The 23,241-nt window shown below is 49.5% G+C and carries 19 protein-coding genes; 16 read left to right on the top strand and 3 right to left on the bottom strand.

The genetic code is table 11. The annotated features are described in order from the left end of the window. Nucleotides 1–462 (bottom strand): ComF family protein, encoded by a 462-nt coding sequence (locus BMW71_RS05885; protein ID WP_244891096.1) that lies wholly within the window; start codon nt 460–462, stop codon nt 1–3. A gap of 377 nt (nt 463–839) precedes the next feature. On the opposite strand from BMW71_RS05885, the gene BMW71_RS05880 reads away from it, so the two are divergent. From BMW71_RS05880 to BMW71_RS05810, 15 genes are all read left to right on the top strand, one after another. Further along, complete coding sequence (locus BMW71_RS05880) at nt 840–1,202, top strand: hypothetical protein (protein ID WP_092172717.1); 363 nt, start codon at nt 840–842, stop codon at nt 1,200–1,202. Beyond that, nucleotides 1,199–1,972 carry an exodeoxyribonuclease III gene (locus tag BMW71_RS05875; RefSeq protein ID WP_092170849.1) on the top strand — a complete coding sequence of 258 codons (774 nt, stop codon included), beginning with the start codon at nt 1,199–1,201 and terminating at the stop codon, nt 1,970–1,972. Before BMW71_RS05880 ends, BMW71_RS05875 begins: the two co-directional genes overlap by 4 nt. 25 nt (nt 1,973–1,997) lie before the next feature. After that, nucleotides 1,998–2,399 carry an ATP-binding protein gene (locus tag BMW71_RS05870; protein WP_092170846.1) on the top strand — a complete coding sequence of 134 codons (402 nt, stop codon included), beginning with the start codon at nt 1,998–2,000 and terminating at the stop codon, nt 2,397–2,399. A gap of 1 nt (nt 2,400) precedes the next feature. After that, entirely contained in the window at nt 2,401–2,865 is a 465-nt protein-coding gene (ybeY, locus tag BMW71_RS05865) for an rRNA maturation RNase YbeY (protein WP_092170844.1), read from the top strand. A 32-nt stretch (nt 2,866–2,897) separates the two neighbouring features. Then, nucleotides 2,898–4,766: a tRNA uridine-5-carboxymethylaminomethyl(34) synthesis enzyme MnmG gene (gene mnmG / locus BMW71_RS05860; protein ID WP_092170841.1), complete on the top strand. Its 1,869-nt coding sequence runs from the start codon at nt 2,898–2,900 to the stop codon at nt 4,764–4,766. Between the two features lies 1 nt (nt 4,767). Continuing rightward, entirely contained in the window at nt 4,768–5,655 is an 888-nt protein-coding gene (locus BMW71_RS05855; protein WP_092170838.1) for a class I SAM-dependent methyltransferase, read from the top strand. Further along, on the top strand, nt 5,652–7,403 hold the full coding sequence (locus BMW71_RS05850) for an Ig-like domain-containing domain (protein WP_092170836.1): 1,752 nt from the start codon (nt 5,652–5,654) through the stop codon (nt 7,401–7,403). Before BMW71_RS05855 ends, BMW71_RS05850 begins: the two co-directional genes overlap by 4 nt. Before the next feature lie 665 nt (nt 7,404–8,068). Continuing rightward, complete coding sequence (locus BMW71_RS05845; RefSeq protein WP_092170834.1) at nt 8,069–8,500, top strand: MarR family winged helix-turn-helix transcriptional regulator; 432 nt, start codon at nt 8,069–8,071, stop codon at nt 8,498–8,500. Nucleotides 8,501–8,678: 178 nt separating this feature from the next. Continuing rightward, nucleotides 8,679–11,084 (top strand): 3-hydroxyacyl-CoA dehydrogenase/enoyl-CoA hydratase family protein, encoded by a 2,406-nt coding sequence (locus tag BMW71_RS05840; protein ID WP_092170831.1) that lies wholly within the window; start codon nt 8,679–8,681, stop codon nt 11,082–11,084. Nucleotides 11,085–11,208: 124 nt separating this feature from the next. Beyond that, nucleotides 11,209–12,381 carry a thiolase family protein gene (locus BMW71_RS05835; protein WP_092170829.1) on the top strand — a complete coding sequence of 391 codons (1,173 nt, stop codon included), beginning with the start codon at nt 11,209–11,211 and terminating at the stop codon, nt 12,379–12,381. A 55-nt stretch (nt 12,382–12,436) separates the two neighbouring features. Next, nucleotides 12,437–14,248 carry an acyl-CoA dehydrogenase family protein gene (locus BMW71_RS05830; protein ID WP_092170826.1) on the top strand — a complete coding sequence of 604 codons (1,812 nt, stop codon included), beginning with the start codon at nt 12,437–12,439 and terminating at the stop codon, nt 14,246–14,248. 39 nt (nt 14,249–14,287) lie between these two features. Continuing rightward, nucleotides 14,288–14,809 (top strand): DinB family protein, encoded by a 522-nt coding sequence (locus BMW71_RS05825; RefSeq protein WP_092170823.1) that lies wholly within the window; start codon nt 14,288–14,290, stop codon nt 14,807–14,809. 264 nt (nt 14,810–15,073) lie between these two features. After that, nucleotides 15,074–16,162 carry an alkaline phosphatase family protein gene (locus tag BMW71_RS05820; protein WP_092170820.1) on the top strand — a complete coding sequence of 363 codons (1,089 nt, stop codon included), beginning with the start codon at nt 15,074–15,076 and terminating at the stop codon, nt 16,160–16,162. Beyond that, entirely contained in the window at nt 16,159–17,841 is a 1,683-nt protein-coding gene (locus tag BMW71_RS05815; RefSeq protein WP_092170817.1) for a metallophosphoesterase family protein, read from the top strand. Before BMW71_RS05820 ends, BMW71_RS05815 begins: the two co-directional genes overlap by 4 nt. Further along, a complete protein-coding gene (locus tag BMW71_RS05810; protein WP_092170815.1) occupies nt 17,838–19,253 on the top strand; it encodes an amidohydrolase family protein in 1,416 nt (471 codons plus the stop codon). The genes BMW71_RS05815 and BMW71_RS05810 overlap by 4 nt, the downstream gene beginning before the upstream one ends. A gap of 84 nt (nt 19,254–19,337) precedes the next feature. Here BMW71_RS05810 and BMW71_RS05805 read toward each other — a convergent pair whose 3' ends face one another. Next, a complete protein-coding gene (locus BMW71_RS05805; protein WP_092170812.1) occupies nt 19,338–20,144 on the bottom strand; it encodes a metallophosphoesterase family protein in 807 nt (268 codons plus the stop codon). Nucleotides 20,145–20,390: 246 nt separating this feature from the next. Next, a complete protein-coding gene (locus BMW71_RS05800) occupies nt 20,391–20,939 on the bottom strand; it encodes a fasciclin domain-containing protein (protein ID WP_092170810.1) in 549 nt (182 codons plus the stop codon). Between the two features lie 323 nt (nt 20,940–21,262). On the opposite strand from BMW71_RS05800, the gene BMW71_RS05795 reads away from it, so the two are divergent. Continuing rightward, nucleotides 21,263–23,104 carry a Xaa-Pro dipeptidyl-peptidase gene (locus tag BMW71_RS05795; RefSeq protein WP_092170807.1) on the top strand — a complete coding sequence of 614 codons (1,842 nt, stop codon included), beginning with the start codon at nt 21,263–21,265 and terminating at the stop codon, nt 23,102–23,104. Nucleotides 23,105–23,241: the final 137 nt, after the last annotated feature.

The following is a 23,241-nucleotide window of genomic DNA, read 5'->3' as shown; positions in this document are numbered from 1 at the left end:
TCATTTTCCGGCAGCCAATACGGCAAAATCAATGCTTTCAGGCTCATATTGCTGTATAGCGAGTGCGCAGGCGGCAAGCGTAGCGCCCGTGGTCATAACGTCGTCCACTATCAACAAACGCTGATCCAAAACCTGTTTAGGAAGGGAGACGGTAAATACGTCACTAACATTCTCCCATCGTTCCTTTCGATTCTTGTTCGTTTGGCTCTGGGTAGGTATTTCGCGAATCAAGAGACTCCTGCAAGGCAGGGCCAGGGATTCCGCCATTCCCAGGGCCAATTCCTCGCTTTGGTTGTAACCCCTTGCTTTCCGCTTTTTCGCATGCAATGGCACCGGTACCAGTGCGTCCCAGCAGTTGTCGTACCCATGCTCGTTCAGTAAATCCCCATACATGTATCCCAAGCGCCGGGCCAGAAAAGGCTTGTTTTTGTATTTAATGTGATGCAGAATTTTCTGACTCATTCCGTTTTTGGAAAACCGAAGGTACGAAATGACTTTGCTTACCGGAGCAAGACCCAATACCTTGTTTTTAAGGTCATTATCTTCGGGGAGCAGGTGATAATCCGTGCGGGGAAGACGAGCAATACAGAACCTGCAAAGCTGATTTTCAAAGGGGAAGAGGCTGCGTTTGCAGATACAACAGGTTTCGGGAAAAACCAAAGACATAAAATCCTGCCAATAATTGAAACGCATACCTAAAATGGGTTGTTTATACGTATTGAGCCGTTTAACCTGTTATCTTTGTATTGCATTCGTACAAATGAAGGTAGCAAAAATACCCAACAGATAAAAGAGGCATTTCGGCGATAAACCAACGGGAGAAATTTACACGTATGGCATTGATAAAAAAAGATTTGGACCTTGAAAAGCGGTGGGGTAAACTGCTGGAGGGTTTACAGCAATTGCTTGGAAAAAAACCCAGCGACTTAAATGCCGTATTGTTTATCATCGGCGTACAGGAGTTGGGAAGCGGACCCAAAAATTTTTCCAAAGAAGAAAAACAGGATTTGATGCATATCGCTGTATGCCGGGTGCTTAGTCAATCGGGGTTTTACTCCCTGGATTTTATTGATCAGGACGGGTGGCCGCATTGGAAATTAGAAAAAACCTTGCCACATTTGGATGCAGCACAACAGGAAAAAATGCTCAAAATCCACGTGTTGGAATATTTTGAAGAGGAATTTGAAATAGACATCAAATGAAGATCGTATCCTACAATGTCAATGGAATTCGGGCGGCCATGAAAAAAGGCTTTCTTGACTGGCTTAAGGCGAGCGATCCAGACATCCTTGGTTTGCAGGAAATCAAATCGCTCGAGAACCAAATTGACGTATCGGTGTTTGAAGACCTGGGATATCACGTATACTGGTACCCGGCGGTGAAGAAAGGGTACAGTGGCGTAGCTATTTTAACGAAACAAAAACCTTCACAGATTACCTATGGAATGGGCATCGCTGACTACGATGACGAGGGGAGGATGATTCGGGCGGATTATTCTGATTTCTCATTTATCAGTGCCTATTTTCCTTCGGGCACCACCGGAGACGTACGGCAAGATTTCAAGTACCGCTTCCTTGATGATATTTACGGATACAGCCAGGATTTGATCGGCGAGCATCCAAATTTGATTCTTAGTGGGGATTATAATATTTGCCACAAGCCGATTGACATACACAATCCCATTGCGAATAAAAATACCTCTGGGTTTTTACCTGAGGAACGCGCATGGATGGATAAGTTTACCAATTCCGGTTTTACGGACAGTTTCCGACTTCTTAACCAATCGGCCGATCAGTACACTTGGTGGAGCTACCGGGCCAATTCCCGGGCGAATAACAAAGGATGGCGCATTGATTACCACATGACTACTCCACCGATAAGCGAGCGTGTGACAGGAGTGGACATTTTAACAGCTGCCCACCATTCCGATCATTGCCCCATACAGCTAACGTTAGGAGATATTACTAAATAAATCATGATTAAAGCCTAAACCATCAATGAAATCAATAAAAATATCAATCCCATCTTTGATTGAAAATATTACAATCATTGAGAGTTTCATTGATAATGCCAAAGAAAAATTTCATATCAACGATGATATTTATGGCAATATCATGATTTCCGTAACGGAGTGTGTGAGCAATGCCATCATTCACGGCAACAAAGAAAACAAAAAGAAGAACGTTCGTTTGGAATTAAAATTTCTGGAGGATCAATTAAAATTCATTATCGAGGATGAGGGAGATGGGTACGACTACCATCACTTAAACGACCCGACCGCTCCGGAGAACCTGGAAAAATCCGGGGGAAGGGGAGTATTTATCATGAAGCATCTCTGCGACGAAATTCAATTTGAGAAGGAGGGAAGCCGGATCATTCTCACTTTCTACATGAATTAAAATGGCTATCAACTTCTTCGAAGAAGGGATAAACGCAAAGCTCAAGCAGCGAAGGCAAATAAAACAGTGGGTAAAGGAAATCGCTGCAGAGAAAGGATTTCGGATACACTCGTTAAATTATGTGTTTTGTTCCGACGACTATTTGTACGATATCAATCGAGCCTACCTAAAGCACGATACGTATACCGATATTATTACCTTTGACCAATCCGAACAAGAAGGAACACTTGAAGGCGATGTATTTATTAGTGTGGACCGTGTAAGCGACAACGCAAACAAACAGGCTGAGCCTTACGGTACCGAGCTTCTTCGCGTGATCGTCCACGGCCTATTGCACCTGTGCGGATACAAAGACAAAACCGCTGCCGACAAACAACGCATGCGGACCGAGGAAGACAAAGCGTTGGCACGGTACTCAAATCTAACTGTTCCACGTGGAACACCAAAGAACCAAAACCAGACCTAGACTGTTCCACGTGGAACACCAACAAGAAATCTATGTTTCCAATATACGATGTAATAGTAGTAGGAGCGGGACACGCGGGATGTGAAGCTGCCCATGCGGCAGCCAAGATGGGTTCCCGCGTTTTGCTCTGTACCATGAACATGAACACCATCGCTCAAATGTCCTGTAACCCCGCTATGGGAGGTGTGGCTAAAGGGCAAATCGTACGGGAGATCGACGCACTTGGTGGAAAATCGGGTATTATTTCAGATAAATCCACGATTCAATTCCGCATGCTGAATCGATCCAAGGGTCCGGCCATGTGGTCTCCGCGAACCCAAAATGACCGCATGCGCTTTGCGGAGGAGTGGCGGCTCAGCCTGGAGGCGACGGAAGGTGTTGACTTCTGGCAGGAAATGATCACGGATTTACTCGTGAAGGACCATCGGGTACTTGGTGTTAAAACCAGCCTGGGATTGGAGATACGGGGAAAGTCGGTTGTGCTGACCAACGGTACCTTTTTAAACGGTATCATCCATATTGGTGAAAAACAAATGGGAGGGGGACGAACCGGTGAACGGGCCGCTAAAGGTATCACCGAAACACTCGTGTCCCTTGGTTTTGAATCGGGGCGCATGAAAACCGGAACACCGCCACGTGTCGATGGCCGCAGCCTAAATTACAAACGCATGGAAGTACAGGAAGGGGATACTCGCCCCGAAAAATTCTCCTACTCGTCCGAAACCTCCCCGGTTACCCAACAACGAAACTGCTGGATCACCTATACCAACAAAGATGTACACGAACAGCTGGAAACCGGTTTCGACCGATCACCCATGTTCAATGGGCGGATTCAAGGCATCGGCCCCCGGTATTGTCCATCCATTGAAGATAAAATCAATCGTTTTGCCGAGCGGGAACGCCACCAGATCTTTGTAGAACCGGAGGGATGGAACACGGTGGAAATTTATGTAAACGGCTTTTCTACGTCCCTACCCGAAGACGTACAGTACAAAGCCCTGCGGAAAATTCAGGGATTCGAAAACGCAAAAATGTTCCGGCCAGGGTATGCCATCGAATACGACTACTTCCCGCCAACACAACTCAAACTAACCCTAGAGACCCAACTGGTCGAAAACCTCTTTTTTGCCGGACAAATAAACGGTACCACTGGATACGAAGAGGCAGCATGCCAGGGACTCATCGCTGGCATGAACGCGCACAATAAGGTAACCGAAAATGATCCGTTTATCATCAAACGATCCGAAGCTTACATCGGCGTACTTATCGATGACCTGATCAATAAAGGTACCGAAGAACCCTACCGCATGTTTACTTCCCGCGCCGAATTCCGACTCCTTCTCCGCCAGGACAACGCTGATCTACGCCTTACGGCATTGGGATACGCGCAAGGACTGGCCAAAGAAGAACACTACCAGCAAATGAAGGAAAAAGAACAAGAAACCGAAGCACTCGTAAGCAAACTACAACAAATTCGCTACAGCCCTGACGACATCAATAGCCAATTGGAAAAACTGGGAACGGCCACTATCAAAGAAAAAACTACTGCCGATAAGCTCCTTAAACGCCCACACATCGGCCTGAAGGAGCTGATCGAAAATAGTCCTTCTACTATTCAAGGTGAACTTTCTAGCTATTCGCAACCGGCACGCGAACAGGCAGAGATCCAAATCAAATACGCATCCTATATCGAAAAGGAACGACAAATGGTCGATAAAATGAGCCACCTGGAAAACCTGAATATCCCCTCAGGCTTGGACTACGCAGCCATAAAGGCCCTTTCCGCCGAAGGCCGACAAAAATTAGGACGGATCCGCCCCGAGACCTTGGGTCAAGCCTCCAGAATTAGCGGAGTATCACCCGCCGATATGTCTATTTTGACCATTTATTTAGGAAGGTAACATGTACGAACGATTAACCAAATGCCCATTGTGCAAAAGCGGGCTTTTTATTAATCACATCATCGTAGAAGATAAAGCCATAAGTAAGGAATCGTTTATCATCTGTGCCTGTAAGAATTGCGAGCTGTGGTTTACCAACCCCCGCCCAGACCCCGAAAACAGTATCCACTACTATTCCTCTGATCGATACATTTCCCATCAAAAACAAAGCAAAGGAATAACCGATCTGGTCTATAAGCTTGTTCGAAGGTATACCATGCGCCAGAAGATGCGGTGGATTACCGACCGCTATCCAAGGAAAGGAAGACTACTCGACTTTGGCTGCGGCGTAGGTCACTTTGTCAAAGCCTGCCAGACCAACGGGTGGAATGCCTACGGACTCGAACCCAACCCAACCGCTGCAGCGATTGCAACAAATACCCTGGGAATACCATTAATTGCCAATTTACCCGCGCTCGCACAGCAAAAGAAATTTGATGTCATTACTTTATTTCATGTACTCGAACACATTCATTCACTGAACAAAACACTGAAACTACTCCTGGATCGCTTGAAAAAAAGAGGCCTCCTTTTCATCGCCGTTCCTAATAGGGATTCAGCTGACGCCACTGTATTCAAGGAAAACTGGGCGGCATGGGATGTACCCCGACACCTCTACCATTTCAATATCCGTTCCATGCAGCACCTGGCCGAACGACATGGCTGTAGGATCGTCGAAATCCTACCAATGAAACTCGATGCCTATTACGTTTCCTTACTCAGCCATCAATACATCGGATCACCAAACCGTTTTTACAAGGCAATCAGGGAGGGATATCGTTCCAACCGGGAAGCCAAAAAAAACGCAACTAATTATTCCAGTTTACTTTTTGTCCTAAAAAAGAAATGACAATCGCACTAAGATACCTGCTGGCTTATACCTTCCTACTCCTACTGGGCGCTTGCGCCAAGCAAAGCTCCCCGATGGGCGGACCTAAAGACGAAGACCCTCCTATTTTGCTCGGGTCTACTCCAGCGGATCAAAGCACGAACGTGAAACCTAAAGAGATCACCCTCGATTTTGACGAATACGTTAACCTGGAGAATCCCAGCCAGTCCATTATTATTACTCCAAAAATCGATACCGATAAGGTCGAATTCCTCGCTAACAAAAATCGCGTGACGATTACATTAAATCAGGAACTGGAAGACACCACCACCTACCTGTTTAACTTCCAAAAAAGTGTCCAGGACATAACCGAAAAGAACCCCGCAGAACGCCTTAGACTGGTTTTTTCTACAGGTCCCACTATTGATAGCCTTACACTATCAGGTACCGTCGATTTCATACAACCCTATGACCGACCGAACGTCGAGGATGTACTCGTTGGGCTTTACCGCGCCTCGGACACAACGGACCTGTTTACCGCAGCTCCTTACTATATCACCCAACCGGACTCAGCGGGAAACTTTACCATCACCAACATCAAGTCAGGTAAATTTCGAGCATATGCCTGGTACGACGATAATAACTCATCAAAGGCCGAATACCGGAACGAAGCATATGGGTTCGTCAATGACACACTCACCATTAACACCAACTTAGAAAACCTGCACATCAACCTTTCGAAAGCCAATCTCTCCGAACTAAAAATCAATCGATCTTCCAGCAGCGGGACAAACTACGACATCCTACTCAGTAAACCGATCGTAGATTTATCCATTGACCATCCCGAGAAAAACCAGAGCCTTTTCTACCGAATCAAAGAAAATACCCTGCGCCTTTACCATAGGAACCTTCGTCAAGACAGCACACAGGTTCGCATTCAGCTCACCGATTCCATTGGCACCCAACTAGACACCCTCGTGTACGCAACTTTTCTGGAAAGTGACCGAAATAAGGAAGCTTTACAAATAACCACCAATACTGGAACCGACTACCTGAATGAAATAAAGGCTGTTCTCACATTCAATAAACCTTTGTATCGAATAACGTATGACTCCCTTTACTTCTCTTACGACACCGCTGGAAGAATCCCGATAACGCCTAAAATGACCAGCCTTACCGACAGCAGTGAAACCCGCACCGAACTGATAATTACCCACCCATTAGCAGATACACTTATCATAAATACCCTTACATTACACGCAAGCGATTCCACCTTCCAGGACATTGACGACCAATGGAACTCAGAACCGGTAAAGGCGACCTATTCCAAATTAAAAACAGATAACCTCGCTGACGGCATATCGGGCACGGTGGCCACGAACGAGAGACCGCTTATTGTTCAACTCCTCGATCGAAACGGCAACCTGGTCGCTGAACACTACCTAATTGATACAAATACTTTTTCTTTCACCGGCATCGAAGCCACCACCTACAAGATCCAGGTTATTGTTGATCTCAACCGCAATAAACGATGGGACCCCGGCAACTATCGTCGATCTGTTCAGCCTGAGCCAATTTATTATTTCTACGATCCAAAAACAGAGAGCGAGGAATTAATTGTACGTGGTCGCTGGACATTAGAAGACCTGCTTATTAGCCCACGACCGAAAACCGGATTCCCGCGACCGGAACCTATACTCCACAAGCACCAACCGATTAAAATCCCTCTAGATGTACTAGATATTACCGAAGAGGATTTAAACAATTGACTATCAATAGTATACGGTATATAGTTACCCATTTCCAGAAGTGTTGACAACCACCATACCAACGGGGATAACTTTACAAACTCATGCTGCCGTACACATCACAACTACCAAGGAACAACACAAAGAAAGACACGAAAAATTTGCTGGGGATAATCCTCCATTTATAAACAGGTTTCCACCAAGCTACCCACAAAAGGTTATCCAGATAAGCCCTTACCCTTTTTTTCCACATTCCACCCAGCAATAAAATAACGTACTCATTTCAAGAAATTTACCCAAAAAACTACGGTGGATAATATGTGCGTACACACTCCCTAACAGCAACTAACTGTCAACAACCGCTATCTCCCTTAAGTTACCCACTTATCCACTCCTTAATAGTACCAACGATTTTCTTTAAGATTAAAAATCAAATTACAATAGAGATGTGCATAAGCACAGCGCGCCGCTCATTTTTGATCATTGGCTTTTTAACAAATTAGCTGGTACAAAAGCTACAGCATCCGTTCAGTCTTTTGCAAAAGGTAAACGATTTTTGTTTGAACCAGCTGTTTTTCGAGGGGCACAGTCACAGCTCTGATGCAAACGAATTCATCTGCAGAAAAAGAGCCTATTTATTATGCATGCCTAATTATTTTCTGTAAATTGATGGAATCAATGTCACGATGAAAAAAGAAGAAACCATCGATTACCATATTAAAACCTGTTGGCACTCCATTTCTAGAATTTACAACCAGCAAGCGCAAAAGGAAGGAATTACCGCATCCATGGGGTTTGTATTGATAAATATCCACTCTACGGAAGGAACAGCAGCGACGAAAATAGCTCCCATGATGGGATTGGAAAGCAGAAGTCTGACACGGATCCTAAAGTCAATGGAGGAGCGAAAATTGATACTCAAACAACCCGATGAGCTGGATAGGCGCTCGGTTCGTATTTTCTTAACCGATCTGGGAAAGCAAAAAAAGGTAGTAGCGGTAAAAACGATAAAAGAGTTTAACGAAAAAGTGCGGAATGCGTTAACAGAAAAGGAGATGACGAACTTCTTTTCATTGTTTGATAAAATTCATCGAGTAATAGGCTTGATTCAAAAATAACCGCAGGTATTGGACGTGATTTGCCGAAAATACCCAAACTATACATGAAATAGAGCCAGCTTACCACACAGGCATGGCATGACGCAAACGTCATACAGATGAACGATCACTAACCATGCGAAGATTCCCCCGATGTGATCGGGACAGGTATCTGACCATTAAAGACAATTATAAACACATGAAACAAACGATTAAAAAAGTAGCTGTTTTAGGTTCCGGAATAATGGGATCGAGAATCGCCTGTCATTTTGCAAATATCGGGGTGGAAGTCTTGCTGTTAGACATGGTACCCAAGGCCCCCTCCGAAAAAGAGCAGGAAAAGGGCTTGACTCTGGAGGACAAAGCCGTACGGAATCGCATAGTCAACGAGGCGTTGCAGCAAGCCCTTGCGTCAAAGCCCTCGCCCATTTATTTGTCCGACGACGCTAAGCGGATAAAAACCGGAAATTTTGACGATGACCTATCGGGCATCACCGCCTGTGATTGGATCATTGAAGTGATCATCGAGAATTTAGAAATAAAACAGGGTCTCTTTGAAAAGGTCGAGAAACATCGTAAACCGGGAACATTAATTACCTCCAACACTTCGGGTATACCCATTCATTTAATGGCTGACTCCCGTTCCCGGGATTTTCAGGAGTGTTTTGCCGGAACGCACTTTTTTAATCCACCACGGTATTTGCAGTTGTTGGAAATTATTCCAGGTCCGGCTACCCTGCCCGAACATGTGTCTTTTTTGATGGATTATGGAAGTCGGTATTTGGGAAAGGAAACAGTGCTTTGCAAAGACACACCCGCTTTTATCGCCAACCGGATAGGGGTATATGCGATCATGGCAGCTATCCACCAGATAGAAAAAATGGCACTAGGTGTATCCGAAGTGGACAAAATGACGGGAACGGTGATAGGACGAGCAAAATCGGCCACTTTTAGAACGCTGGATGTCGTCGGATTAGATACCACAGTACATGTGGCGACGAATCTTTACAAGGTACTTGAGCACGACGAATCACGTGATGCCTTCAAACTCCCCAAAAGTGTGCAGGTGCTGAGTGAAAACAACTGGTACGGCGACAAAAGTGGAAAGGGTTTCTTTCACATGATTCGGCATGAAAACGGACAAAAAGAATTAAAAGAAATTGATTTTCAGACGTATGAATACAAACCGGCTGAAAAACCAAAAATAGAAGCCCTGGAAAAGGCTAAAGGGATCGATCAGTTAAAAGAGCGGATACGGTTTTTGGTAAATTACCAGGACAAGGCCGGAGAATTTTATCGGGCCACATTTTACGATCTATTTCGCTATTGTTCTTTCCGCATTCCTGAAATAGCCGATGAGTTGTACCGCATAGATCAGGCCGTATCTGCAGGTTTTGGTTGGGAATACGGACCTTTCGAAAACTGGGATATTTTGGGTGTGAAAGAAACGCTTTCTAAAATGGAAGCAGCTGGGCAAAAGCCGGCGCCCTGGGTTTACGAAATGATTGAAGCGGGGATTGGGTCGTTTTACAAAGTGGAAGACGGCAAGCGCCATTACTACGACCAGAGCTCCAAGGCTTATAAGGAAATTCCCGGACTGGAGGAATTTATACTGCTGGATACGTTGAAAGCGGCTGGTAAGAAAGTCTGGGAAAATGAGGGTGCAACGTTATTTGATTTGGGTGACGATGTACTCGGTCTGGAATTTCATACGAAAATGAATTCCATCGGTCAAGAAGTGGTGGCCGGGATTAACACGGCCATTAGCAGGGCAGAGAAATCCTACAAAGGACTGGTAATCGGCAATGAGGGCGCCAACTTCTCTGCGGGGGCCAATCTGGCCATGCTCTACATGTTTGCAGGAGATAGGGATTTCGATGAGATCAATCTGATGATCGCCCAGTTTCAAAATACGATGATGCGTGCCCGGTACTCTTCTGTCCCGGTAGTGGTCGCACCTCATAATATGGCGCTTGGCGGAGGATGCGAACTTTCCTTACATGCCGACAAAATTCAAGCCCATGCCGAATTGTACATGGGCCTGGTAGAAGTAGGTGTTGGCTTGATTCCAGCTGGAGGAGGTACCAAAGAAATGGTAGCCAGGGTGTCAAAAAACTTGGTCGCCGGAGATGTGGAATTGAACCGGCTGCAGGAAGTCTTTATGAATATCGCAACGGCAAAGGTATCCACTTCTGCGGCGGAGGCAAGATCCCTCGGTTACCTGGAACAAAAAGATGCCGTGTCAATAAATAGAAAGCGGCAGCTTGCGGCAGCGAAAGAACAGGTATTGTTGCTTGCTGACGCAGGCTATACACAGCCGGTAGAAAATACCGCGATCCGTGTTCTGGGAAAATCGTCCCTGGCCTTGATCGAAGCCGGCATTACGGGCATGCGTTACGGCAAGTACATTTCCGAACACGATGCGAAGATTGCGCAAAAATTGGCTTGGGTCATGAGCGGTGGGGACTTGTCCGCACCGACAACCGTAAGCGAACGTTACCTATTGGATTTGGAGCGGGAAGCTTTTCTGAGTTTGACAGGGGAGCAGAAAACACTCGAACGGATTCACAGCATTTTGTTTAAAGGCAAACCCTTAAGAAACTGATTCACCGAAAAAACGGTCAACTGAAACCGGTGTTAGCTCTTCCCTGGTTTTTTGCTTTGGAAGCAAGGGGTCGGCAGCACCTTCAGTTTACCGACAAACTAGTGCCACACGAAACGAAGAAAAAATGGATGCATACATCATAAACGGTTACAGATCCGCAGTAGGAAAAGCAAAGAAAGGTAGTTTTCGATTCTACCGTCCGGACGACCTGGCGGCGGATGTTATCAAATACCTACTCGCCCATACACCCGGTTTGGAAAGTAAACGGGTGGACGACCTGATCGTAGGAAATGCCATTCCCGAGGCGGAACAAGGGATGCAGATGGGGCGAATGATCTCCCTGCTTGCCCTTGGAGAAGAAACTCCCGGTTTTATAGTCAATCGCTATTGTGGTTCCGGCTTGGAGGCGATCGCATTGGCAACCGCAAAGATCAACATGGGCATGGCAGATTGTATCATTGCTGGCGGGACGGAATCCATGTCCCTGTTGCCAATGATGGGACACAAGACAGCCTTAAATTATTCCATAGCCCGGCAAAATCCGGATTATTACCTGAGTATGGGATTGACAGCCGAAGAATTGGCCAAAGATTACCAGGTGAGTAGGGAAGATTCCGATCAATTTTCTGTCCAATCCCATGAAAAGGCCTTAAAAGCCATCGGGGAAGGACGTTTCAAAGACGAGATTGTGCCCGTGAAAGTGGAAGAAACCTACCTGGACGCCAACGAAAAGAGACAGACGCGGACGTTTACCGTGGACACAGACGAAGGACCCCGACCGGGGACCAGTAGGGAAGTATTGGCAAAATTGAAACCGGTGTTTAAACAAGGAGGACAGGTTACCGCCGGCAACTCTTCCCAGACATCTGATGGCGCCGCTTTTGTGGTGGTGATGTCGGAACGAATGATGAAAGGACTGAGCCTGGAACCCATGGCTCGCTTACTTTCCTATTCGGTAGCAGGCGTTGAGCCCCGAATCATGGGAATCGGACCCAAGTATGCCGTCCCCAAAGCCCTGAAGCAAGCAGGGCTATCGTTGCAGGACATCGATTTGATCGAATTGAATGAAGCGTTCGCAGCTCAGGCATTGACCGTAATCCGGGCATTGGATTTTGATCCGGACATCGTCAACGTAAACGGGGGAGCCGTTGCATTGGGGCATCCATTGGGTTGTACCGGTGCCAAGCTATCGGTTCAGATACTGAATGAATTGAAAAAACGCCAGAAAAAATACGGACTGGTAACCGCCTGTGTTGGAGGTGGGCAAGGGGTAGCTGGCGTCTTCGAGCGCTATTGAAATACCGAACACCACTGCAGTTTGAAGCCAATGTAGGTTACTAAATGAACAAACCATGGAAGAATTACGCAAGAAAAACAGTTTGAATGGCGGCGAATTCCTTATCAAGGAAACCGCGGCCACCGATATTTTTATTCCAGAATCATTTAGTGAAGAACAAATGATGATGGCGGAAGCCTGCCAGGATTTTATGGATCGGGAAATCCTGGCCCGAATGGACGAAATTGATAGCATGGAGCATCCGGATTTGGTGCCTTCCATTTTGAAAAAGGCGGGGGAATTGGGCCTACTGGCCATTTCCGTTCCCGAAACCTATGGGGGATTGGGGATGAGCTTCAACACCTCCATGCTAATAGCCGATATCATTGGAGCCGCCGGTTCGTTTTCCACTACGTATGGCGCGCACACTGGGATCGGCATACTTCCTGTATTGTACTACGGAAATGATGCCCAAAAAGAAAAATACCTTCCCAAGCTTTCCAATGCCGAATGGGCTGCCTGCTATTGCCTTACCGAGCCGGATGCAGGTTCGGATGCGAATAGCGGGAAAACAAAGGCTACCCTAAATCCGGAAGGGACCCATTACCTGATCAACGGACAGAAAATGTGGATTTCCAATGCAGGATTTGCAGATTTTTTCATCGTTTTTGCAAAGGTGGAAGACGATGCCAACCTGTCCGCGTTCTTGGTAGAAAAAGGGTTTGGCGGAATTTCCATGAACGAAGAAGAACACAAAATGGGCATTAAGGGCAGTTCTACCCGCCAGGTATTTTTTAATGATTGCCCGGTACCGGTGGAAAATATGCTTTCCGAACGGGGCAATGGGTTTAAAATCGCAGTAAACATTCTGAATATTGGCCGCATCAAATTGGGTGCCGGGGTTTTGGGTGGTTGCCGTCGGGTATTGGGTCTCGCCATCCGTTATGCTTCCCAACGAAAACAGTTTGGTGTTACCATTGATTCATTTGGTGCCATACAAGCCAAGCTGGCTGAAATGGCAATTCGCACCTACGCTTGCGAATCCCTCTGTTACCGGGCGGGCCAGGATATCGAAGACCGCATTGACGCGCTGGAAGCGGAAGGCATGGATCCGGCAAAGGCCCGCTTAAAAGGCGTGGAGCAATTTGCCATTGAGTGTGCCATTGCAAAAGTACATGGCTCCGAGGTGCTGGATTACGTCGTGGATCAGGGTGTACAGATTTACGGAGGCATGGGCTATTCTGCGGAAGCTCCCATGGAACGGGCCTACCGGGATGCGCGTATTTCCCGAATTTACGAAGGGACCAACGAGATTAACCGGATGCTAATGGTAAGCATGTTGCTCAAACGGGCTTTGAAAGGGGAACTGGCCATTATGGGAGCTGCCAAAGAGGTGGCGGAAGAACTGAAAGGTGTACCGGACTTTTCCCAACCCGATTTTTCCCAACCGTTTTCAGCGGAAAAAGAGTTGCTGAAAAACCTGAAAAAAGTATTTTTGATGATCGGCGGACAGGCCACCAATAGCCTGGGTGAAAAACTGGAGCGGGAGCAAGAGTTATTGATGCACCTGGCCGATATCCTGATCGAAATCTACGCGGCCGAATCTACCCTGCTGCGTACGGAAAAACTTCTCGCCGAAAAAGGCCAAGAAGCGGTGAACTACCAGCGTGCCGTAAGTACCGTGTACTTGTACGAAGCCGTTGAACGAATTCAGGCAGCCGGTAAGGAAGCTATTCTATCGTTCGCTACCGGAGACGAACAAAAATTTCTTCTGCTGGGATTGAAGCGATTTACCCGCTACGGAGAGCATATCAATCCTACCAAGCTCAGAAGAGATATTGCTCAGGCACTGATAGCCGAAGGTAAGTATTTCTTCTTCCACGCTTGATGGATACACACCTGCACAAACCAGTCAAACCAGAAACTCATGCGTAAGCCCGAAGTTTGGTTGCGCGGACCCATTCCCGATATCCCGTTTCTTTTGCAGCCGGCAGCCCATGCTTTGCTACAAACCCTGGAAGAGGTACCTGCCTGCTTGCAGGATTTTCCTGAAGAACGTTTGTGGGAAGGTACCGCAGGAAGGGCTTCGGTAGGATTCCATCTGCTGCACCTAACTGGCGTACTGGACCGCTTGCTTACCTATGCAGATGGAAAGCAGTTGAATGAGGCCCAACTGGAATACCTCCAGAGCGAGTCGAAACCCCATCCGGATCTCAGCAGCGAATCCCTTGTTTATCGCTTTGAGCAAAAGGTATCAGAGACGCTGGAAATTTTTAAACGTAGCAGCGAGGCCACACTTCGGCAGTCCCGTCTGGTGGGCCGAAAAAAACTCCCAAGCACGGTCCTCGGCCTCTATTTTCATGCTGCCGAACACAGCCAGCGGCATTTGGGGCAGCTATTGGTAACCGCAACGGTTTTGAAAACCCGACAGGCTCCATCTGGTGAGTAGTAGCTGAATTCACCGCTACTTTTGATGCAGCAAATGGTTGCTACTGAAAAGGATCGTCGAATCTTTTTTCGCTATCCCAGCGATGAAATAGGCAGAAAAAATCCCCTTTACGGGAATTTCAACCGCCTAAATTCCTATATTTAAACGGATAAACCAGCACCTGCCGGCAGCCCCACACAGTGGGATGAACGCCAACCCTGTGAGAAGCTACCCGCGTATACGGTTTGGGCTAAGTTACTATCGCTAAAAACCACGTATAAACCGATGAAAAAAATATTCCTGCTCCTGATTGGCTTTACGCTACCGCTTTGTATCGTCCACGCACAAAAAACGACTCAGACAGAAAACATTTTCCTTATCACCGTAGATGGTCTGCGTTGGCAAGAGCTCTTTCGTGGCGCCGATTCGCTTTTCGTCGACGATACCGGGATGATCGAAAAGCAAGGCGCACTTCTTGAGGAATACTGGGATACAGATCCTGCGCGGCGCCGGGAACTGCTGATGCCGTTTACCTGGTCCACGCTGGCCAAAGAGGGACAAATCCACGGTAATCGTTACCGGGGTAATCGGGTAGATTTGCGAAATACCATGCTTTTTTCCTATCCGGGTTACAACGAGATATTGACGGGTAGGGCAGATGATGCGCGTATCAATTCGAACGATAAAAACAACAATCCGAACGTAACCTTACTCGAATACCTGCAGCGGATGCCGGCCTACCAGGGGAAGGTGTTGGCTTTCGGCAGCTGGGATGTATTTCCCTATATTGTCAATACCGACCGGAGCGGAATTCCCGTCAACGCCGGATTTGACATGGCGCAGGGACCTGACCTGAGCGAGGCAGAACGCGTAATCAACCGCCTCCAGAAGGAAATCCGAGGTCCCTGGGCAGGCGTCCGCTTGGATCCCTTTACCCACCACTACGCCATGGAAGCAATCAAAAAGCAGCAACCCAGGGCAGTGTTGATCGCCTATGGAGAGCCCGACGACTGGGCGCACGACAACCGCTACGACGAATACCTGCATTCCATTCGCCAATTTGACGCGTACCTGAAAGACCTATGGGAATACATTCAGTCGACTCCGGGCTACAAAGACAAAACCACGATGATCGTCACCACGGATCATGGGAGAGGAGTCGACAAAGCTACCTGGACGGGCCATGGAACGGCCATTCCCCGCTCCCGTGAAATCTGGATAGCAGCGATCGGGCCCGACAGCCCGGCCCTGGGTGCGTTAGAAAACGATGCGCAACTGTATGCGGCAATGATTCCGAGGACCATCTTCCAGCTGCTGGGATTGTCCTATCCAGGAGAAGGTGCAGACTCCGCGATTGACGCCCTGTTGCCATGAGCTTTCGGATCGCCTTTGCATGCCTGCTTTTTGTTTTTTCGGCCTGCCATTCCGGACCCGAAACCCCGACCTTCAAAGAGGTCTTTTTGCACGATGATCGCAAGGCCGAAGGTTTTTTTCACCCCCGATTGCCAGCAGATGCGCTGCAGGCCCTGGATTCCGGCTGGATGTATCTGGCCAGCGATTCCTTACCCGGGATAGATCGGGAATGGCCCGATCGTTTCTTAGAACCCCAGCCCGTATCCTTGCCCCACCGCCTTCCCCTACCCAATCATTCCCTTTGGTACCGCTGGGAAGGGATGCTGAAACCTGGAGTTCTGCTGATTGATGCAGACGATGGCGTTCAATGCTGGCTCAACGGAACGCGTATTCGCCGAGCCGAGGAGGGGGATTATTTTGTAATACCTGCCAGCGGGAAAACCGAGCTGGGTCTTCGGGTGGTCAACAATGCCATGTCTGGAGGCTTGCGGCAGGTGCAATTTCTTTCTCAGGCAGACTACCTGGCCTGGCAGGAAAAGAGGGACCAAATCCGGGAAGGCTTTCTGTTGGACCGGAAAATGGAGTTGCTGAAAGACCCGGAACACCTGAATAAATGCGAAGAACTGCCTTTCCCCGAACTGAAAGAACGTTTGGCCGATTACCCCATTTTATTTACTGAACCCGTTCTGATCTGGGGAACGGCTGGGATCCCCTTTATCCGCTGGGTGAGTGAATCTGCCGGGACAGCCTTGCTTCGAACCGAAGGCGGAGAGGTACTCCGGGTGGGGTCCAGCGACGGTGTGTTTACCCAGCAAGTAAATCCGGGGCAAACGTTTTCGTTTGACCTTCACCAAAACAAATCGTATCAGGGGAATTTTAGCCTGAGCGCTCCGGATCCATCCGAGGCCAATATCCGCATGGCGTTATGGGGCGATTCGCAGGGGGGATGGAAAACCTTTCGAAAAATTGCCGATTCCATTCGTGCAAAGCAGGTCGATCTCAGTATTGGTGCGGGAGATTTGGTAAACAATGGTTCGGAAGGGTGGGCCTACCCGCGATTTTTGCAGCTGCTTTCCCGCATGCAATCCCCCCAATTACTCGTGCCCGGTAATCACGACTACGACGGGTATTACGACGACTTGCAGGCCAGACAGCTCCATCACTACCTGTTTTTGCCGGAAACGCCCACCTTTGCCATGCAGGTTTTTGGCCCACTGGCCATTCTCAGCCTGGATCCGAACGTGAATTTTCCCGTATCCATTCCGGAAGGTACCCGGCAGCGGGAATGGCTGGAGAAACAGATGCAGTCCGAATCCTGGCAAAATGCCCGGTGGAAAATGCTGCTCCTGCACCAGCCTCCCTATTCTCAGGGATGGCCTGGCTACGCCGGGGAATGGACGATTCGACAGCTATTGGAGCCCTTTTTTCATCAAGGCCTCGTGGATCTCGTCGTAGCGGGCCATACACACGATTACGAGCGATTGTCTCTGGAATTTTCCGGTAATCCGGTACATTTTCTCGTAGTAGGCGGGGCCGGTGGAGGCCTGGAGCCGCAGGGCGAACAATCGCAGGCACCCCAAATGGACCGGCTAATCAAAAAACACCATTACGGCATACTTCACGTTGATTCCACCCGGATGCAATTCAACGCCTACGACTTGGATGGAAATACCCTGGACGAATTCACCGCAAAAAAATGAACCCCATTACCGGACTTTACCTACTCGCACACCTATTGCTAAGCCTGGTTTCCAACCATCCCCCGGCAGTAGACAAGACGGATCGGCATTACCTCAAAACAGCCGCGGAGTCCATTGCGCTGGTCCATGCCAAAATCTTCGACGGTACGGGCAGTCCCTCCCGTTTGAATCAAACGGTCTTGATCAAAAACGGCCGCATTCTGGCAGTAGGCGCTAGCGCAGAATTGACTGTACCGGCAGGTTACGAAACCTGGGATGCGTCGGGCATGACACTGGTGCCCGGCCTGATCGGTACCCATAACCACCTCCGCTTGCCCCAGGGAGCCATGCTCTACACCGGCCCTAAGCTATACTTGGCCTGTGGCGTCACCACCATCCAAACCTGCGGGACGGGTCATCCGGCCGAAGAATTGGCATTGGCCCGCGCCATCGGGGAAGGACGGTACCCGGGACCGGACATTATTCCCTCCTCTCCCTATTTTACAGGGCCGGAGGGGAGGGATAATTTCGTGCGTTTCACCAATGAAAAACAAGTTCGGGACAGCATTCGCTACTGGGCCCGACAGGGTGTGGCTTGGTTTAAAGTGTACCGGAATACCCGACCGGAAGATCTTCGGATCATCGTAGACGAGGCACACCGGCAGGGCGCCAAAGTCACCGGACACCTCTGTGCAACGACCTACGCCGAGGCAGCACAAATCGGGATCGATGCCATCGAGCACGGCTTTATTCATGCGTTCGACTTCGCAGCGGGAAGGGTGCCGGGAACCTGCTCGGGAAGCACGGATTTCCGATCGAATCTGGATGCGAACGACCCGGCCGTTCAGGAATTGATTCAGCTGCTGATCGATCGGGAGGTGGCCATTTCCAGCACCCCTGCCATTATGGAAGCCCAGGCCAGGGGCTACGCCGACCAACCAAGCCTGGAAGTCATGGACCCCTTTCATGTCCGGGCTTATCAGCGCAGGCGGGAGGAAAGGGAGGCGCGCGGAAGCGAAGGGTATTTTAAAGAAGCCTGGCTGCTTCGATCGCTGCAGTTCGATCGGGCGTTTTTCCGGGCCGGCGGGCTTTTGACGGCGGGACCTGACCCCGGTCTGCACGTATTGCCCGGATACGGCGACCAGCTGAATTACGAGCTATTTATTGAAGCAGGATTTGAGCCGGAAGCAGCCGTACAGGTCCTGACCGCCAACGGGGCCCGGCTATTGGGAAGGACGGATATCGGAAAAGTTCAGTCGGGGATGCGTGCCAACCTACTTCTGCTTGACGGAGACTTGGAGCAAGATCCCCGGGTTATCCGAAAACCGTTCTTGGTTTTCAAAGACGGAAAGGGCTACGATCCCCAAAAACTACTTGACGCGGTCAAAGGCAAAGTGGGCGGTGCCATGGACGATGCCTGGCGGGTCGATTGAAAATCAATTCGACGCATCCCATGTGTCAGTTTTGGGGCGGTGTTGCTCATTTTCCCATCAACAATTCAATGACACCAACAGCGTTTACAGGCTGTGTGCATTCAGGATCGTTCCATCCTTCACTGTTTTGAGGTAAGTGCTTGCCTTGCCGTCTTCGCCTACTTCGCAAACACGATAGGAAGGGAAGGGATTGCCCCAGGACCCACCGAAGTGTCCGGACCAGAGAAAGGGCTTGTCGCGGTAAATCATCTGCCCGTCTACATCGTGGTCGTGGCCGTGAAAGGTAGCGCGCACGGCCGGATAGGAGGCCAGCAGTTCCAATAGGGGCTTGCAGTCGATTCCGTGCCGGGTCCAATCGTTTTGAGAGATGTGCACGAAGACGAATACATGCGAAAGGCTGGCGTAGTTGTCGAGCAGGTTTTTCGCCAATTCCAGGTCTACGCAGCGGTATTCCCCTTTTTCGTTGGAACAATCCAGGATAATCCCACCCACATCGTCATTGGCTAGAAACGCATGGTTGGTCGGTTGGCCCATGATGCGCAAAAAATCCGCCGCGGGAACCCGGTCGTGGTTGCCTCGTGCCAGGTAGTAGGGAACCTGTAGCTGATCGTAAACGCTTTTTACCTCGGGAAGCAACTTCGGATCGTCGTGGATCAAATCTCCGTTGAACAGCACGAAATCCACTCCGTTTTCCCGGTGGATGGCCTCGATCAGTTCCCGGTGAGAAGTTTCGTAGTCCGTGCCCGGTTGCCCCCAATGCCCGTCGGAAGCGGTAATGAATTTCAATCGGCCGACCTTCGGAGCTACCCGATTTCCATACGAAAGCAAAGGCAACGCCAGCAGCGGTGCGCCGGCCAGACTGAGTTTGTGAAGAAAGAATCTGCGGTTCATGCGGGAAAGGATTTACAGCTACCAACATACGAAATTAATGCATCTTTTGGGATGCAGAACAGGATTTTTTCGCCAAGATTCGTATCCGCTATTTGGCGGGTACCGGTGATTTCTACGGCGAACCGGGAGCATCTCGGTCCGGTATTGCAGGTGGAAAAAAAAGGCCGTCTCATCGAAATGGACAGCCTTGCGCAGGTTAGGTATAGTGGTCACGGATGCGTTTAACGCATCCGTTTTTCATTAAACTTATTCCGGTATTAGTACGCCGTCGGTCACGTGGATCACGCCATTGCTTCCGGACAAGTCTGCGGCCGTCACCTTGGCCCCATTGATTTTGACGGTTCCGTCCGCGATCGAAACCAATAGGGTTTTGCCATTTAGTGTTTCCACCACCTGTCCGTCGGACAGATCGGCAGCCAAAACATTTCCAGCGACCACGTGGTAGGTCAAAATCCCGGTTAGTTGTTCCTTGTTTTCTGGCTCCAGCAAGGAGGCCACTGTTCCTTCCGGCAGGGCAGCAAAGGCCGCATCGGTTGGTGCAAACACGGTGAATGGACCGTCACCGCTTAGGGTCTCTACCAGTTCGGCGGTAGTTAATGCCGTGACCAGCGTTCCGTGGTCCGGCGAACCGACCGCTATATCGACAATGGATGGTGCCGCTTCTTCAGGTGCCGCTTCTTCCACCTCCATCACTGTTTCTTCTTCCGTTGTTTCTTTTTGGGGACTCCCGCAAGCCGTCACCCATAGCAAGATGGCAAGTGCTGGTAATGCGGATACATACATCATTCGTTTCATAGTTGATTGTTGGTTTTGGTATGGCAAGTAAACAACTGATAATCAGAATAGTTTAAAAATTTTTTAAAAAACGCATTTAGCGTCGCCTATGAACCAGTAATGGGAGGAACAAAATTCTTCAGCCGGTAGTATGGGTTCCGAGAAGTAAGATAGCAAATCCATCTTGAAGCTTCGCCCGGCAATCAATCGGTCGCAAAAAGCTGTCTCCGATACAACTGTTTGGCTGATTCAGGGGCTTTACGCAGGACATCTTTTCCACAAACGGCAGGAAGCGCGTTGGCCATGCATTTCGGCACCTTTCAAAAAATCGCTATTTTTAAGCCATGAAGAAGCAAACAACCCATCTATTGATCCTTTGCCTCTGGCTGGCAACCGGAATTTTTGTACCACCCCTTGCCGCCCAATCGGAGGCCCAACCCCATTTTCTGGATGGGGAAGCCCAGGAAGTAGCGGCCTTCAAGGACCCCGCCCGTTGGGTACGGCATGATCTCTGGGTAGAAACCGAATTCGATTCCGACGCAGACGGGCAGCCCGATCGCATGCACGTTTCCGTTACGCGTCCTTATCAGACCGAATACCAGGGCTTGAAACTTCCCGTGATTTACGTCAGCAGTCCCTATTTCGCCGGGGTCGCACCCGATGTGGACGGCTTGTTTTGGGACGTGCGCCATGAATTGGGATCTCCGCCAGCGAGCCGGGTTTCACCGGAAGTGACTCCGCGTAATAACCGCCCCTTTATCTCCGATTCCCACATCCACACCTGGGTACCGCGGGGTTATATTGTGGTGCATTCTTCTTCCCCCGGTACGGGCCTTTCTCAGGGTGCTCCCACCGTAGGTGGCAAAAACGAATCCCTGGCGCCCAAAGCCGTTATCGACTGGCTTTGCGGGAGGGCCAAAGGCTATACCCAACCACAGGGCGGGGAATTGGTGAAGGCCTACTGGTCCACGGGCAAGGTAGGCATGACCGGAACTTCCTATAACGGCACCCTGCCCTTGGCTGCGGCTACCACCGGGGTGGAGGGATTGGAGGCCATTATCCCCATCGCCCCCAATACCTCCTATTACCATTATTACCGTTCCTATGGATTGGTGCGCTCGCCGGGTGGCTACCTGGGCGAAGACATTGACGTGCTCTACGATTTTATCCATAGCGGGGATCCTGCCAAACGGGCCGGAAACAACTCCCGCATCCGGGATACCGAAATGAAAGCCGGGATGGACCGGGTCACCGGGGACTACAACGATTTCTGGGCGGGCAGGGACTACCTGAACCAAATGGAGCCCATGAAAGCCGCCCTGCTGATGGCCCATGGGTTCAATGACTGGAACGTGATGCCCGAACACAGCTACCGGATCTACAAAAAAGCCCGGGACATGGGACTTCCGGCACAGTTGTATTACCATCAGGACGGGCACGGAGGTCCACCGCCCATGCGAATGATGAATCGCTGGTTTACCCGCTACCTGCACGGTCAGCAAAACGGCGTGGAAGACGATCCCCGGGTGTGGATCGTGCGAGAGGGCGATGGTCAGGACAACCCCACGCCCTACGAAGCCTATCCCCATCCCCAATCCGAGCCCGTTGAGCTCTTTCTGGAAGGAGCAGCCCCGGCCATTGGTAGCCTGCAGCTGGAGAAACCCGCCCGGCAAGGCAAGGAGACCCTGATCGATAATTTTTCGTTTGATGGGTCTTCGCTGGCGCGGGCCGAGTTGACCGATCACCGGCTAGTGTTTGTGAGTCCCGAACTGAAGGAAGACCTGCACCTGTCCGGTCTGCCGGAGGTAACCATTCGCCTGGCGTCCAGCAAGCCCGCCGCCAACCTTTCGGTTTGGTTGGTATCCCTTCCCTGGAACGAGCGGAAAAATGCAAAGATCACGGACAATATCATCACCCGAGGATGGGCAGACCCGCAGAATCACCGCTCCCTGACAGAAAGTGAGCCCTTGAAGCCGGGCCGGTTTTATACGGTTAGCTTTGCCTTGCAGCCCGACGATCAGCTCATTCCGAAGGGCCAGCAGATCGGTTTATTGATTTTTTCCAGCGACAAGGAATTTACACTTTGGCCCGAGCCCGGCACGGAGTTGACGGTGGGTCTGGATGCCAGTTCGCTGAGGCTGCCGGTAGTGGGCGGTACCGAGGCGTATCGAGGAGCTACCGAATAATTTTATGCACCACGGATAACACAGATAAATAGGGATAAGATGGTTTTCCTGAATAAACTTAAGAAAATCTGTGCGAATCCGCGCGAATCTGTGGTGAGAAAGGTGTTGCACCACAGATAACACAGATTAGCACAGAT

This window comes from Cyclobacterium xiamenense, assembly GCF_900109255.1.
Taxonomy (GTDB): Bacteria; Bacteroidota; Bacteroidia; order Cytophagales; family Cyclobacteriaceae; genus Cyclobacterium; species Cyclobacterium xiamenense.
The sequence above is the reverse complement of the archived record's forward strand: the minus strand, read 5'-3'. Positions and strand labels throughout refer to the sequence as shown.